The sequence below is a fragment of the Pseudomonas sp. 06C 126 genome (genome assembly GCF_001855215.1).
In the GTDB taxonomy this organism is placed as follows: Bacteria; Pseudomonadota; Gammaproteobacteria; order Pseudomonadales; family Pseudomonadaceae; genus Aquipseudomonas; species Aquipseudomonas proteolytica.
In genome coordinates this window covers 38,950-54,185 of record NZ_MIFU01000045.1, presented here as the reverse complement: position 1 = coordinate 54,185, position 15,236 = coordinate 38,950, and the positions used below count along the sequence as shown (strand labels likewise).

14 protein-coding genes are annotated in these 15,236 nt (G+C 61.5%); 5 read left to right on the top strand and 9 right to left on the bottom strand.

Annotated elements, in window-relative coordinates:
* Positions 1–17 precede the first annotated feature (17 nt).
* The 7 genes from BHC62_RS06190 to bioB all read right to left on the bottom strand — a co-directional run bounded on the left by BHC62_RS06190 (position 18) and on the right by bioB (position 7,184).
* On the bottom strand, positions 18–1,823 hold the full coding sequence (locus tag BHC62_RS06190) for a phenylacyl-CoA dehydrogenase (RefSeq protein WP_029296902.1): 1,806 nt from the start codon (positions 1,821–1,823) through the stop codon (positions 18–20).
* Positions 1,824–2,209: 386 nt separating this feature from the next.
* The gene (locus tag BHC62_RS06185) at positions 2,210–2,491 is read right to left on the bottom strand and encodes a hypothetical protein (protein ID WP_029296904.1); all 282 of its coding nucleotides are present in this window, start codon (positions 2,489–2,491) and stop codon (positions 2,210–2,212) included.
* A 107-nt stretch (positions 2,492–2,598) separates the two neighbouring features.
* Entirely contained in the window at positions 2,599–3,279 is a 681-nt protein-coding gene (bioD, locus tag BHC62_RS06180; RefSeq protein WP_029296906.1) for a dethiobiotin synthase, read from the bottom strand.
* A complete protein-coding gene (bioC, locus tag BHC62_RS06175) occupies positions 3,276–4,088 on the bottom strand; it encodes a malonyl-ACP O-methyltransferase BioC (protein WP_070994496.1) in 813 nt (270 codons plus the stop codon). The genes bioD and bioC overlap by 4 nt, the downstream gene beginning before the upstream one ends.
* Positions 4,081–4,812, bottom strand: a complete 732-nt coding sequence (locus BHC62_RS06170) for an alpha/beta fold hydrolase (RefSeq protein WP_070994495.1) — start codon at positions 4,810–4,812, stop codon at positions 4,081–4,083. The genes bioC and BHC62_RS06170 overlap by 8 nt, the downstream gene beginning before the upstream one ends.
* A complete protein-coding gene (gene bioF, locus BHC62_RS06165) occupies positions 4,805–5,983 on the bottom strand; it encodes an 8-amino-7-oxononanoate synthase (protein ID WP_029296912.1) in 1,179 nt (392 codons plus the stop codon). The genes BHC62_RS06170 and bioF overlap by 8 nt, the downstream gene beginning before the upstream one ends.
* A gap of 145 nt (positions 5,984–6,128) precedes the next feature.
* A complete protein-coding gene (gene bioB / locus BHC62_RS06160) occupies positions 6,129–7,184 on the bottom strand; it encodes a biotin synthase BioB (protein WP_070994494.1) in 1,056 nt (351 codons plus the stop codon).
* Between the two features lie 92 nt (positions 7,185–7,276).
* On the opposite strand from bioB, the gene BHC62_RS06155 reads away from it, so the two are divergent.
* The 4 genes from BHC62_RS06155 (at position 7,277) to rarD (ending at position 11,081) form a co-directional block, all read left to right on the top strand.
* Positions 7,277–8,014: a ComF family protein gene (locus tag BHC62_RS06155; RefSeq protein ID WP_070994493.1), complete on the top strand. Its 738-nt coding sequence runs from the start codon at positions 7,277–7,279 to the stop codon at positions 8,012–8,014.
* A gap of 65 nt (positions 8,015–8,079) precedes the next feature.
* Entirely contained in the window at positions 8,080–8,844 is a 765-nt protein-coding gene (locus BHC62_RS06150; RefSeq protein WP_070994492.1) for a TOBE domain-containing protein, read from the top strand.
* A 170-nt stretch (positions 8,845–9,014) separates the two neighbouring features.
* Positions 9,015–9,989 (top strand): serine/threonine protein kinase, encoded by a 975-nt coding sequence (locus BHC62_RS06145; RefSeq protein ID WP_070994491.1) that lies wholly within the window; start codon positions 9,015–9,017, stop codon positions 9,987–9,989.
* A 207-nt stretch (positions 9,990–10,196) separates the two neighbouring features.
* On the top strand, positions 10,197–11,081 hold the full coding sequence (gene rarD, locus BHC62_RS06140) for an EamA family transporter RarD (RefSeq protein WP_029296920.1): 885 nt from the start codon (positions 10,197–10,199) through the stop codon (positions 11,079–11,081).
* Between the two features lie 222 nt (positions 11,082–11,303).
* On the opposite strand, the gene BHC62_RS06135 is transcribed toward rarD, so the two are convergent.
* Entirely contained in the window at positions 11,304–11,822 is a 519-nt protein-coding gene (locus BHC62_RS06135) for a glycine cleavage system protein R (protein WP_070994490.1), read from the bottom strand.
* 431 nt (positions 11,823–12,253) lie between these two features.
* On the opposite strand from BHC62_RS06135, the gene BHC62_RS06130 reads away from it, so the two are divergent.
* Positions 12,254–14,431 carry a malate synthase G gene (locus BHC62_RS06130; protein ID WP_070994489.1) on the top strand — a complete coding sequence of 726 codons (2,178 nt, stop codon included), beginning with the start codon at positions 12,254–12,256 and terminating at the stop codon, positions 14,429–14,431.
* Between the two features lie 225 nt (positions 14,432–14,656).
* Here the strand turns inward: BHC62_RS06130 and BHC62_RS06125 are convergent, their stop codons facing one another.
* Entirely contained in the window at positions 14,657–15,103 is a 447-nt protein-coding gene (locus BHC62_RS06125) for a response regulator (RefSeq protein ID WP_070994488.1), read from the bottom strand.
* Positions 15,104–15,236: the final 133 nt, after the last annotated feature.

Sequence of the window (15,236 nt, the reverse complement as noted above, 5' to 3'; positions counted from 1 at the left end):
AGTGAACCCGCCGGGGCTTAGTAGCCCAGGTCGAAGTTCTCTTCTTTCATGTCCATCAGGTTGTTGGCACCCGACAGCATGGTCGCTACGTGGGTACGGGTACGCGGCAGGATGCGCTGGAAGTAGAAGCGCGCAGTCTGCAGCTTGGCGGTGTAGAAGCCTTCTTCGCTGGTACCGGCAGCCAGTTTTTCGGCAGCCAGGCGCGCCATGTCGGCCCAGAAGTAAGCCAGGCAGGCATAACCGGAGTACATCAGGTAGTCCACGGAGGCGGCACCGACTTCTTCACGGTCCTTCATGGCAGCCATGCCGACCTTCATGGTCAACTCGCCCCATTCCTTGTTCAGTGCCGCCAACGGTGCGACGAACTCGCTGACCGCTGCGTTGCCTTCGTTGGCCTGGCAGAACTTGTGCACGATCTTGGTGAAGCCCTTGAGCGCTTCGCCCTGCGTCATCAGCACTTTACGGCCGAGCAGGTCCAACGCCTGGATGCCGGTGGTGCCTTCGTACAGCATCGAGATGCGGCTGTCGCGAACGTTCTGCTCCATGCCCCACTCGGCGATGAAGCCGTGACCGCCGTAGATCTGTACGCCGTGGTTGGCAGATTCAAAACCGACTTCGGTCATGAACGCCTTGGCGATCGGGGTCATGAAAGCCAGCAGGCCATCAGCCTGTTTCTTGGCTTCGTCGTCGGTACCGTACTTGACGATATCCACTTGCTTGGCGGTGAAGTACACCATCGCACGGTTGCCTTCAGCGAAGGCTTTCATGGTCAGCAGCATGCGACGCACGTCCGGGTGGACGATGATCGGGTCAGCGGCCTTGTCCGGCGCTTTCGGGCCAGTCAGGGAACGCATTTGCAGGCGGTCACGCGCATATTTCAAGCCACCCTGGAAACCGATCTCGGCATGGGACAGGCCTTGCAGCGCGGTACCCAGGCGAGCGGTGTTCATAAAGGTGAACATGCAGTTCAGGCCTTTGTTCGCCGGGCCGATCAGGTAACCGGTGGCCGCGTCGAAGTTCATCACGCAGGTGGCGTTGCCGTGGATACCCATCTTGTGTTCCAGGGAGCCACAGGACACCGCGTTGCGCTCACCCACCGAACCATCGGCGTTGGGCAGGAACTTAGGCACGATAAACAGCGAAATGCCTTTGGTGCCAGCCGGAGCATCCGGCAGGCGGGCCAGTACGATGTGGACGATGTTGTCGGCCATGTCGTGTTCACCGGCCGAGATGAAGATCTTGGTCCCGGAGACTTTGTAGGAACCGTCGGCCTGAGGTTCGGCCTTGGTGCGCAGCATGCCCAGGTCGGTGCCGCAGTGCGGCTCGGTCAGGCACATGGTGCCGGTCCACTCGCCCGAGACCAGTTTGGTCAGGTAGGCATCTTGCTGCTCGGGGGTACCGTGCTCGGAAATGGTGTTCATCGCGCCATGGGACAGGCCTGGGTACATGCCCCACGACCAGTTCGCTTCACCGACCATCTCGCTGACGGCCAGGCCCAGGGATTCCGGCAGGCCTTGGCCGCCGTGCGCCACGTCGTGGGCCAGGCTTGGCCAGCCACCTTCGACGAATTGTTTGTAGGCTTCTTTGAAACCAGTAGGGGTTTTTACGCCTGACTCGCTCCAGGTGCACCCTTCGATGTCACCGACGCGGTTCAACGGGGCCAGCACTTGCTCACAAAACTTGGCGCCTTCTTCGAGAATGGCGTCAACCATGTCTGGGGTAGCGTCCTGGCAAGCCGGCAGGCTCTGATAGTGCGCTTCGTAGCCGAGCAGTTCGTCACGAACGAAGCGAATATCACGCAAGGGGGCCTTGTAGTCAGGCATAGCGATAAACCTCTGCTGATGAATCCTGGAATGAACAACCGCGTGGATTTGTTGTAGCGGTCAAACAGTTGTTTGAAACATACGTTTACGCCCAATCCTTGTCAAGCGCCCCGCAGATGCCGTTTGTCATGACACAGGTCAACGGCAGGCGCGACAAGGCCTGCAGCGTGATGCCGCATGACCGGTCAAAGATTGGAAGATGGTGTGTTGAAGAAATCGGGGTGGCTAGAGGCTTGTCGTGGCGAGGGGGCTTGTCCCCCGCTGGGCTGCGAAGCAGCCCCAATAAGACACACCGAGACTTATCAGATACACCGAGGTGGCAGATTCTGGGGCTGCTGCGCAGCCCAACGGGGGACTAGCCCCCTCGCCACAATGATCCCGCTGGATCAGGCGTAGGTGTCGATCAACGTGCCGAGCATTTCGTCGGAAGCCTTGGCGACTTTCGCGCCCAGCTCAACCTGGAGCTTGCCTTCAGCCAGTTCCACCATATTGCTCGCGGAGCTGGTCGGCTGGCCGCGATTGACCGCCTGCAAGCGGTCATTCTGCGCATCCGAAGGCTGGCTGGTGGCAGCACTGGCGATTTTGCCGGCGGCCTGGTCGACGCGGTTTTGCCCGGCCTGAATAGTGCTCAGGCCTGAATAAAACGCACTGCTTCCAGAGATTTCCATGGCGTAAACCTGCCTTGCAATAAATCGTGAATCCTTATTGAAGCAGACAATCTGGCAAAAGGCCCGTCAATAACACTAATGGCATAATGCCTTATCCCTAGGAAAAACTAATCAAGCAAGTCCAGTTGCAGGTACTCGGCCACCGCTTCGGCCGTGGGTTGCTTGAGCCGTGGCACCCGGCCCAGGCACGGCGCCGGCAGGCGTTCGGCCAAGGTGGCGAGGTTTTCTTCCAGACGGGAGGTCTTCGGATCGATGATATTGGCCACCCATCCCGCCAGTGGCAAACCGTCCCGGGCGATGGCTTCGGCGCTCAGCAGCGCATGATTGATACACCCCAGGCGCACGCCCACCACCAGGATCACCGGTAACTGTAAGGCCTTGGCCAAATCCGACAGGTTGTCCTGATCAGCCAGCGGCACGCGCCAGCCACCAGCACCTTCAATCAGGGTGAAGTCCGCGTGTTTGTCGAGGATGTGCTGCATCGGCTTGAGCAGGGCTTGCACGGTCAGCGCCACACCCGCTTCACGGGCCGCCAGGTGCGGCGCGATGGCGGGTTCAAAGGCCAGTGGATTGACTTCGGCATAGGCCAGCGGCAACGAACACTCCGCCAGCAAGGCCAGAGCATCGGCGTTGCGCAAGCCCCGTGTGGTCACTTCGCAGCCCGAGGCCACCGGCTTGCCGGCAGCGGTGCTCTTGCCGGCCTGTCGGGCCGCATGCAACAGGCCTGCGGCGACGGTGGTCTTGCCGACATCGGTGTCGGTGCCCGTGACGAAATAGGCAGCGCTCATAAGGGCTTCTCCAGTACGGCATACACGACTTGATAGGTGGCTGGCAGGCCCTGGGCCTGGCGCAACTGCTCGTAGGCCTGCACCAAGGCGACAATCCGCGCCCGGCCCGTCAAGCCGCCAGGGCGCCCCGGGTTGAGATTGTGGGCCCCCAAAGCTTTCAATTCGTGGGTCAGGCTGCGTACATCCGGGTAATGCAACACGTGGGGGCGCTGCTCCAGGCTCACCACGCGCAAGCCACTGGCCGCGCACTGCTGTTGGTACGTGCTGAACGGGCGAAACCGGTTGACGTGAACCATTGCGTCCGCCGCCCGCCAACTGTCGCGCAACTCATCCAGGGTGCCGACGCACAGGCTGGCAAACGCCAGCACGCCACCGGGCTGCAACACCCGTCGCGCCTCACTGAGTACCGCCGGGAAGTCAGCACACCACTGCACCGCCAGGCTGGAGAAGACCAGCCCGCAACTACCCTCTTGTAGCGGCAAACGCTCGGCATCCCCGGCGATAAAGTGCTCGGCACCGCCCAAGGGCCGCGCGTGGCTGAGCATCCCTTCGGCGATATCCAGCGCCAGGCCTTGGCCCTGCGGGAACGTGCTATTCAATGCGCGGCTGAAAAATCCGGTGCCGCAGCCCAGATCCAGCCAGCGCCGAGGCATCAACACCGATGGCAAGCGCCCAAGCAACTCGCTGCCCACGTCACGCTGCAACGCTGCAACGCTGTCATAACTGGCCGCCGCCCTGGAAAACGACACCGCCACCTGGCGTTTGTCAGGCAAGGCACCCGGCAGTGGAGGATGGGACAAATCAGTCATCGCCGCACTCATGCAAAAAAGCCTGGATCGCCGCCGCCACTCCATGGGGGTTGTCCAGTAGGAAAGCGTGTCCAGCCTGTTCAATCAGACCGACCTCAACATCAGGTAATAACTTCAGCAGCTCAGTGCCGGCCTCGCAGGGCACCAACTCATCCAGGCCGGCGAACACGTGCAACTGCGGGCCACGAAAGGCCTGCAGGGCCTCGCGGGTGTCCAGTTGTGCAAGCAGCTCCAGGCCGCTCATCAGCGCACTGGACGCCGTAGCCGGCGCGCTGCTGACCAGCAAGCGCGCGATGCCCCGTGGGTCTTGCGTCCCCTTGGCGCACAACAGGCCAAAGCGCTTGAGGGTGACTTGCGAATCGACGTGGCAACCCGCCAGGAACGCGTCGAACGTCTCGGCCGGCATTGCGCTGGGCCAGCCCTCGTGCGCCACAAAACAGGGGTTACTGGCCAAGGTCAGCAAGCCGCAGCAGCGATCGCCGCGCCGTGCCGCCAACTCGGATGCGAGCATTCCGCCCAGGGACCAACCGCCCAGCCAGGCGTTGTCTGGCAACGTGGCATCGAGCTCGTCGAGCCATTCATCAAGGTCGCTGCTGGAGAGCACCGGCAACGGTTCGATATCCACCCGCAAGCGCTCATCCAGACCACGCAAGGCGGCGGCCAAGGGCTCCAGTGGCGACACACCCAGCCCCCAGCCGGGGAGCAGTATCAGTCGATCACGCATGGTCGGACTCCGGGTCTGACAAGCGGAAACACTCTTCCAATGCGTCTAACAATAGTCGCACCTGCGCCTCAGTGTGGGCGGCCGTCAAGGTCACACGCAAACGGGCACTGCCGGCCGGCACGGTGGGCGGGCGGATGGCCGTGACCATGATGCCGCGCTCGCGCAGCATCTGCGACAGGCGCACCGCGCGCGCACTGTCGCCAATCATGATTGGCTGGATCGGGGTAAAGCTGTCCATCAACACCAGGCCGATCTGCTCGGCACCCTGGCGGAACTGGCGGATCAGCGTGTGCAAATGCTCACGCCGCCAGTGCTCGCTGCGCAGCAGTTCCAGGCTTTTGAGGGTGGCGCAGGCCAGCGCCGGCGGTTGGCTGGTGGTGTAGATATACGGGCGGGCGAATTGGATCAGGCTTTCGATCAACTCCTCGCTGCCAGCGACGAACGCCCCGGCGGTCCCGAAGGCTTTGCCCAGGGTGCCGACCAACACCGGCACATCCTCCTGGCTCAGGCCAAAATGCTCGACGATCCCGCCGCCCGTGGCGCCCAACGGCCCGAAGCCATGGGCATCATCCACCATCAGCCAGGCGCCCTTGGCCCGGGTTTCGCGGGCCAGGGCCGGTAGGTCCGCAAGGTCGCCGTCCATGCTGAACACGCCGTCAGTGACTACCAGGGTATTGCCGCAGGCTCTTTCCAGGCGCTTGGCCAGGCTGACCGCATCGTTATGCAGATAGCGATTGAACCGCGCGCCGGACAGTAAGCCTGCATCCAGCAGGGACGCGTGGTTGAGCCGGTCTTCGAGTACCGTATCGCCCTGCCCCACCAAGGCGGTGACGGTACCGAGGTTGGCCATATAACCGGTGGTGAACAACAGCGCACGCGGGCGCCCGGTGAACTCGGCCAGCGCCTCCTCCAACTCATGGTGTGGCGTGCTGTGGCCAACGACCAAGTGCGAGGCCCCTCCGCCCACGCCCCAACGGGCAGCACCGGCCTGCCAGGCTTCAATCACTTGCGGGTGATTGGCCAGGCCCAGGTAGTCGTTATTGCAAAAGGCCAACAACGGCTGGCCGTCCACCACCACCTGCGGGCCCTGGGGACTTTGCAGCAGCGGGCGCTGGCGATAGAGGTGTTCTGTACGGCGGGCAGCGAGGCGCGCGGCGAGATCAAAAGACATGCTGGCCTCATATTCAAGGGATTGAACTCGATCAAAAATGTGGGAGCGGGCTTGCCCGCGATTACGGTGTGTCAGTCAGCTAATGTCTTGACTGACCCTCCCTGATCGCGGGCAAGCCCGCTCCCACATTTGGATGGCATTTCAATCAGACGACAGCGTTGTAGAACTGCTCGCTGCTTTTCTGCTCGACCAACGCCTGCTCAATCGCCGCCTGGTGCACTTCATCGGCGTGCTCTTCACGAGCTTCCGGCAGGATGCCCAGCCGTGAGAACAGCTGCATGTCCTTGTCGGCCTGCGGGTTGGCGGTGGTCAGCAACTTGTCGCCGTAGAAGATCGAGTTGGCACCGGCAAAGAACGCCAAAGCCTGCATCTGCTCGTTCATCGCTTCACGGCCGGCGGACAGCCGCACATGGGATTTCGGCATCAGGATGCGCGCCACGGCGAGCATGCGGATAAAGTCGAACGGGTCGATATCCTCGGCATTCTCCAGGGGCGTACCGGCCACCTTCACCAGCATGTTGATCGGCACCGATTCCGGATGCTCCGGCAGGTTGGCCAACTGGATCAGCAGGTTGGCGCGGTCGTCGAGGGATTCGCCCATGCCGAGGATACCGCCCGAGCAGATCTTCATCCCCGAATCACGTACATACGCCAGGGTTTGCAGGCGTTCGCTGTAGGTGCGGGTGGTGATGATCGAGCCGTAGAACTCCGGCGACGTATCCAGGTTGTGGTTGTAGTAGTCCAGGCCCGCCTGGGCCAGGGCCTCGGTTTGGTCCTGGTCCAGACGACCCAGGGTCATGCAGGTTTCCAGGCCCATGGCCTTGACGCCTTTCACCATCTGCAACACATAGGGCATGTCTTTGGCCGATGGATGCTTCCACGCGGCGCCCATGCAGAAGCGGGTCGAACCGATGGCCTTGGCACGTGCCGCCTCTTCGAGGACTTTCTGCACTTCCATCAGCTTTTCTTTTTCCAGGCCGGTGTTGTAGTGGCCCGACTGCGGACAATATTTGCAATCTTCCGGGCAGGCACCGGTCTTGATCGACAGCAAGGTCGAAACCTGCACTCGATTGGCATCGAAATGCGCGCGGTGCACGGTCTGCGCCTGGAACAGCAGGTCATTGAACGGCTGGACGAACAGGGCTTTGACTTCGGCCAAAGACCAGTCGTGACGCAAGGTGGCAGTGAGGCTGGCGCTCATGGGCGATTCCTTGTTTATGCTTGGGCAAGCGCTGTGGGAAGGGCAATACCCACAGGCACGACACGGATGCTCGGCATATTTAAGGAAGATTCATGCACTGTCAACCTGACTACAAACACGAGGTTTACATCTGGTTAAAAAGCAACCAGACCTGTTTGCTCTGCGATGAAGCCACGGACTCCCCCGCTACGCTATGCAATGCCTGCGAAATCGACCTGCCGTGGCTGACGGATTGCTGCCAGGTGTGCGCCCTGCCCTTACCCGTCAGCGGCCTGACCTGCGGCCAATGCCTGCACTCACCCCCGGCATTCCAGCAAGTCGTGGCGCCCTGGACCTATGGCTTTCCCCTGGACAGCCTGATCAGCCGCTTCAAACATCAGGGCAAATGGCCCCTGGGGCATCTACTGGCAAGCCTGCTGGGGCAATGCCTGCAAGACCGCTTCGACAACGCCGAACTGGCACGCCCCGACCGCCTGCTTCCTGTGCCGATGGCCGCCAAACGCCTGCGCCAACGTGGCTACAACCAGGCCGCCATGCTCGCCCGCTGGCTGGGCCGGGACCTCGACCTGCCTGTGGATGAACAACTGCTGCTGCGCCCCCAGGACACCATCGCCCAACAGCAACTGGACGCCAGGCAGCGCCAGCGCAACCTGCTCAAGGCCTTTGCCCTGGCCCCGGGCGCGCAGGTGCAGGGCCAACACCTGGCGCTGGTGGACGATGTGCTGACCACCGGCGCCACCGCCCACAGCCTGGCCCGCCTGCTGCTACACGCCGGCGCGCGCCAGGTCGATGTGTATTGCCTGGCGCGCACACCCAAGCCCGGCACATGACTTGACTCCGGCGACGCCTGCCCGCAACGTCCCGCGTATCCCAAGCCAGTGTGCAGCCGTTCGCCATGCCTTTACCGTCTCTGTTGAGCCAACATATCGTTCGTCGCCCCCAGCGTATCGCCTTGCTGCAACATATCGCCGAGCAGGGCTCCATCACCCGTGCCGCGAAAAGCGCCGGTTTGAGCTACAAGGCCGCGTGGGATGCCATCGATGAACTGAACAACCTGGCGCAAAAGCCCCTGGTTGAACGCAGCGTCGGCGGCAAGGGCGGCGGCGGCGCGCGGCTCTCGGCCGAAGGTGAACGGGTGTTGCGCCTGTATCAGCGCCTGCAGACCGTGCAGGCCCAGGTCCTGGAGGCTGCCGAAGACGCCAGCGATTTCAACCTGCTGGGCCGCCTGATGCTGCGCACCAGTGCGCGTAACCAATTGCATGGCCAAGTGATCGCCATCGACAGCCATGGCCGCAATGATCGAGTGCGCCTGGAGCTGGCCGGTGGCTTGACCCTCGATGCGCAAATCACCCATGACAGCACCCTGCGCCTGGAACTGGAAATCGGCACTGAAGTGGTCGCGCTGATCAAGGCCGGTTGGCTGGAGCTGATCGCCGCTGACCAAGCGCCGACGCCTGGATTCAACTGCATGGGCGGCGTGATCGAGGCCATGCTTGATGCCGATGACGGCCCCAGTGAGGTGCGCATCACCTTGCCCAATGGCCTGGTGCTATGTGCACTGGCGGCGCCCGAGCAGCTCAAGGCGGTGGCGGCAAGTGAAGGCACGCAGGTTCAGGTGCAGTTTGCGCCGAGCAATGTGCTGCTGGGCACGCCGGTCTAGGTGATCTTCAGGGCCTCATCGCGGGCAAGCCCACAGTGTTTCTGTGTACACCGGCCAAGTGAGGGAGCGGGCTTGCTCGCGAAGGCGATAGTACACACACCACCTATCTCCAGCCCGGTGCGCTACCATACCCGGCCGGACGCGGCGACCTGCTGCGCGCAGGAGTTCGCATGGCCCACCCGTTTGAAACATTGACCCCCGACCTGGTTCTCGACGCTGTCGAAAGCATCGATTTTCTCAGCGACGCCCGCGTTTTGGCGCTCAACAGCTACGAAAACCGGGTGTATCAAGTCGGCATCGAAGACTGCGAGCCGCTGATCGCCAAGTTCTACCGGCCCCAGCGCTGGACCAACGAAGCGATCCTTGAAGAACACCGCTTCACCTTCGAACTGGCCGAATGCGAAGTGCCTGTGGTCGCCCCGATGATCCATAACGGCGAAAGCCTGTTCGAACACGCGGGCTTTCGTTTCACCCTGTTCCCTCGCCGTGGTGGCCGGGCGCCGGAGCCGGGCAATCTCGATCAGTTGTACCGCCTTGGGCAGTTGCTCGGGCGCTTGCATGCGGTGGGCGCCACCCGCCCCTTCGAACACCGCGAAGCCCTGGGGGTGAAGAACTTCGGTCATGACTCCCTGAACACGTTGCTCGAAGGCAACTTCATTCCCAAGAGCCTGCTGCCTGCCTACGAATCCGTGGCCCGTGACTTGCTCAAGCGCGTGGAGGATGTGTACAGCGCCACGCCGCACAAGAACATCCGCATGCATGGCGACTGCCACCCCGGCAACATGATGTGTCGCGATGAGATGTTCCATATCGTCGACCTCGACGACTGCCGCATGGGCCCGGCGGTCCAGGATTTATGGATGATGCTCGCCGGCGATCGCCAGGAATGCCTGGGGCAGTTGTCGGAGTTGATGGACGGCTACCAGGAATTCCACGATTTCGATCCTCGCGAACTGGCGCTGATCGAGCCTCTGCGCGCCCTGCGCCTGATGCACTACAGCGCCTGGCTGGCACGGCGCTGGGATGATCCGGCATTCCCCCACAGCTTCCCGTGGTTTGGCAGCGAGCGGTATTGGGGCGACCAGGTGCTGGCGCTGCGCGAGCAATTGTCGGCACTCAACGAAGAACCCCTGAAATTATTCTAGGAAATCACGCTCGCTCATCATGTAGGAGCGAGCTAGTTTCCGGGCGGCGTGCCGACGAAGGTCGTTAGCGATAACGCGGGAAACCTGACACCCAGCGGCGCCCTCAGGTTTTTCGCGAGCAAGCGCGCTCCTACAAAAAGCCGACCCATCGATAGACAAACTTCCTTACAATCACGGCTTTGTTAGCTGCCTATGCAAGGATTCTGCATGCAAGCCGCCAACCCGCGTCGCGGGTATATCCTGGGCCTGAGTGCCTACGTCATCTGGGGCCTGTTCCCGCTCTACTTCAAAGCCATCGCCAGCGTGCCGGCCGCCGAAATCATCGTCCACCGCGTACTGTGGTCGGCGCTGTTCGGCGGTTTGCTGTTGCTGGTGTGGAAACACCCCGGCTGGTGGCGCGAACTGCGGGACAACCCCAAGCGCCTGGCGATCCTGGCGTTGAGCGGCTCGTTGATCGCAGGCAACTGGCTGACCTATGTATGGTCGGTCAACAGTGGGCGCATGCTCGAAGCCAGCCTGGGTTACTACATCAACCCGCTGGTCAACGTGCTGCTGGGCATGCTGCTGCTCGGTGAACGCCTGCGGCGCCTGCAATGGGTCGCCGTCGGGCTGGCCGCCGTGGGTGTGGCGCAACAGGTATGGCAGGTCGGGAGTTTGCCGTGGGTGTCGTTGGTGCTGGCGTTGACCTTTGGTTTCTACGGCTTGATCCGCAAGCAGGCGCCGGTCAAGGCATTGCCGGGCCTGGTGGTGGAAACCTGGATGCTGGTGCCGATTGCCCTGGCGTGGCTGCTGCTCAACCCCACTGCCCATAGCGCCAATATGGCGTTCTGGAGCACATCCGAAGCCTGGTGGCTGGTGGCCGCAGGCCCGGTGACATTGATCCCGCTGGTGTGTTTCAACGCCGCCGCGCGGCACTTGCCGTACACCACGCTCGGTTTCCTGCAGTACTTGGCGCCGACCCTGGTCCTGCTGCAGGCGGTGCTGCTCTTCGACGAACACATGAGCCCCGCCAGCCTGGTCGCGTTCGTATTTATCTGGGCGGGGCTTGCGGTCTACAGCATCGACGCATGGCTGAGCCTGCGTAAACGCTGATCAAATAATGTACAAACCCTTGCAAGCCACAGCCGGCTTGGCTTGCAGGGTTTCACCCCAAGGTTATCCACAACCTGATCCCCGGCGTTTGTGCACAAGCCTTTGAAATTGCTCGTTTTTTGCTCAACACGCCGCAAGCCACGGCCGGCGCGGCCTGGCGCCGAGTCTCTACAGCTTATCCACAGGCCCATGCAAGATTTCCGTGAACAACCCTGTGGACGGTTATTCCTCGCTGCGCAGCTGCAACTCCACCATCAGATCATCGGCCAGGGTTTCCAGGGCAGCCTGCAACGTGTCCAGCGCCAGGGTGGAAGGCACCGCCAGCGCGGCCTCGGCGTGAAACAACGGGTCGCTGCTCATGGGCGCCGGGCGCACGTCGGTACTCAGGCGCTCCAGGTTGACCCCTTGCTTGCTCAACAGCGCGGTGATTTCACGCACGATCCCCGGCCGGTCATTGCCCACCAGGGTCATCAGGATCGGCTTGCTCGCCGATGCCTGCGCGCCGCTGCTTTCACCGACCAGCACACGAATGCCATGGGTGGACAGGTCCTCCAGGGCACTGACCAGCTCACTGCGGTTTTCCATTGGCACACTGACCCGCAGGATCCCGGCAAATTGCCCGGCCATATGGGCCATGCGACTTTCCAGCCAGTTGCCACCGCGCTCGGCAATGCAGTGGGCTACACGCTCGACCACGCCGGGTTTGTCGGCGGCGATGACAGTGAGTACGAGATGGTCCATGGCAACAGTCCTCTGGTGATGAATACTCGATTATAGGCACCTGCCTGTAGGAGCGAGCCGCAAAACAAATCGTGTACCATTTTTATATTTATATGGAACAATCCATTGGTTTTTTGAGAACATCCCATTCCCCGCTGTGACCGTACAACCAAAGTGGGTCGCTAAACGACGTATTTAGTCTAATTTTCACAACCGCAACTCATCATGTAGTATGCCTCGGCGCGCACTACATAACGTTAGGTCGATGTCTGCCCAGGCGCCGTCAGAACCCCGAACAGCCCGTCAGCAAGCCTTGCGCCGTTGATTGGAACCACCCAGCCGCCGTTGATGGCATGTACTGGTGCCTTGGGTTTGTGGTTTAAATGGCCAGAGGCTTCATTGGTAAATTGAAAAGCTGAAAAGCGAATTAGCTCCGCAGAGTGAGGCAAGCAATGACTGAACACGTTCAAGTCGGTGGCCTGCAGGTCGCCAAAGTCCTGTTCGACTTCGTGAACAACGAAGCCATTCCCGGTACCGGCCTGACCGCCGACCAGTTCTGGGCCGGCGCCGACAAGGTCATCCACGACCTGGCACCGAAGAACAAAGCCCTACTCGCCAAACGCGACGATTTCCAAGCGCGGATCGATAGCTGGCACCAGACCCACGCCGGCAAGGCCCACGACGCGGTGGCCTACAAAGCCTTCCTGCAAGACATTGGCTACCTGCTGCCAGAAGCGGCGGATTTCCAGGCGACCACACAAAACGTCGATGACGAAATCGCCCGTATGGCCGGCCCGCAGCTGGTGGTGCCGGTGATGAATGCGCGGTTCGCCCTCAACGCCTCCAACGCCCGTTGGGGCTCGCTGTACGACGCGCTGTATGGCACCGACGCCATCAGCGAAGCCGACGGCGCCGAGAAAGGCCAGGGCTACAACAAGGTGCGCGGTGACAAGGTCATCGCCTTCGCCCGCGCCTTCCTCGACGAAGCCGCACCGCTCACCGCCGGCAGCCATGTCGATTCCACCGGCTACAAGATCGTCGACGGCAAGTTGGTGGTCAGCCTCAAGGGTGGCAGCAACAGCGGCCTGCGCAGTGATGCCCAGTTGATCGGCTACCAGGGCGATGCCGCCCAGCCAATCGCCATCTTGTTCAAGCACAACGGCCTGCACTTCGAAATCCAGGTCGACGCCAGCACCCCGGTCGGCCAGACCGACGCCGCCGGCATCAAAGACATCCTGATGGAAGCCGCGCTGACCACCATCATGGACTGCGAAGACTCCGTCGCCGCCGTCGATGCCGACGACAAAGTGGTGATCTACCGCAACTGGCTCGGCCTGATGAAGGGCGACCTGGCCGAAGAAGTGGCCAAGGGCGGCAAGACCTTTACCCGCACCATGAACGCCGACCGCACCTACACCGGTGTCGACGGCAATGCGGTGACCCTGCATGGTCGCTCGCTGCTGTTCGTGCGCAACGTTGGCCACCTGATGACCATCGACGCCATCCTCGATGCCCAGGGCAATGAAGTGCCAGAAGGCATCCTCGACGGCCTGATCACCAGCCTGGCAGCGGTCCACAGCCTCAATGGCAACAACAGCCGCAAGAACAGCCGCACCGGCTCGGTGTACATCGTTAAACCGAAGATGCACGGCCCCGAAGAAGCCGCGTTCACCAACGAACTGTTCGGGCGCATCGAAGAGGTGCTGAACCTGCCGCGCAACACCCTCAAGGTCGGCATCATGGACGAGGAGCGCCGCACCACGGTCAACCTCAAGGCCTGTATCAAGGCTGCCAGCGAGCGCGTGGTGTTTATCAACACCGGCTTCCTCGACCGCACCGGCGACGAAATCCACACCTCCATGGAAGCCGGCGCGATGGTGCGCAAGGCGGCGATGAAGGCGGAAAAATGGATCGGCGCCTACGAGAACTGGAACGTTGATATTGGCTTGAGCACCGGCCTGCAAGGTCGTGCGCAAATCGGTAAAGGCATGTGGGCAATGCCCGACTTGATGGCCGCCATGCTCGAGCAGAAAATCGCTCACCCGCTGGCCGGCGCCAACACCGCGTGGGTACCGTCGCCGACGGCTGCCGCCTTGCACGCGCTGCATTACCACAAGGTCGACGTATTTGCCCGCCAGGCCGAACTGGCCAAGCGCGAACGCGCTTCGGTGGACGACATCCTGACTATTCCCCTGGCCCAGAACACCGACTGGTCCGAGGAAGAAATCCGCAACGAGCTGGATAACAACGCCCAGGGCATCCTCGGCTACGTGGTGCGCTGGATCGACCAGGGCGTGGGTTGCTCGAAAGTGCCGGATATCAACGATGTGGGCCTGATGGAAGACCGCGCCACCCTGCGTATCTCCAGCCAGCACATCGCCAACTGGCTGCGCCATGGCGTGGTCAGCGAAGCCCAGGTCATGGAAAGCCTCAAGCGCATGGCGCCAGTGGTGGATCGGCAGAATGCCGGGGACGCGCTGTACCGTCCCTTGGCCCCGGACTTCGACAGCAATATCGCGTTCCAGGCAGCGGTGGAGTTGGTGATTGAAGGGACCAAGCAACCCAACGGTTATACCGAGCCGGTGTTGCATCGTCGGCGTCGGGAGTTCAAGGCCAAGAATGGTCTTTGAGTAACCGCACGTAAAAAAGCCCTGATCGAAAGATCAGGGCTTTTTAATGCGTGGTTCCAACAACAAAACCATCAGGTGGATGAGTTATTGAACGTGCCATTGAGCACAATAGGAGAACCATCACTCTTCGCGTAACGTACGTTCAGCAGTACGCCAGCATGTTCAAACTCAGTGCCAAATTGTGGCCGAATGACTGTCAGAATTGACAGTTTCGATGAGTGGTAACTACTGCGCCATCCCCAACTCGCGCTTGACCATCTTCGCCAACTTCACGCTATCAATCGGCTTGAGCAGAAAGTCCACCACGCTCAGATGCATTGCATCGATCACGTCCGGCGCTTCGGCGTCCCCGGACATGATGATGATCGGCAATGCCGCGCGGGTGGATTCGCGCACCTGGCGGATAAGTTGCAGGCCGTTGCTGGGGGCCATGCGCAGGTCGGTGATCAGTAAGCCGATGGACGTGCTGGACTTCAACAATTCCCACGCTGCCTCGCCACTGTCCGCCGTCATGCAGCGAATGCCGTCCAGCCCCAGGATTTCGGCCAGCAATTCCCGGGCGTCTTTATCGTCATCGACGATCAGCACCCGCTGCGGCGGTAAATCAGGCTCCAGCATCACGGCGCTCAGCGCTTCGCGCTCGGCGTCACTCAGAATATCTAGGTCGGGCATACGTCTCTCGGCAATTCTTCTCAATCTCCCAGCACACTAGTCAGACATCGCCGGAAGGGCGAACAATGTGCACTTCGTCGGATAGTTTTCCTAGTGGGCGTTCTACGGGTCTGGACGATATTCATGTAGGGTT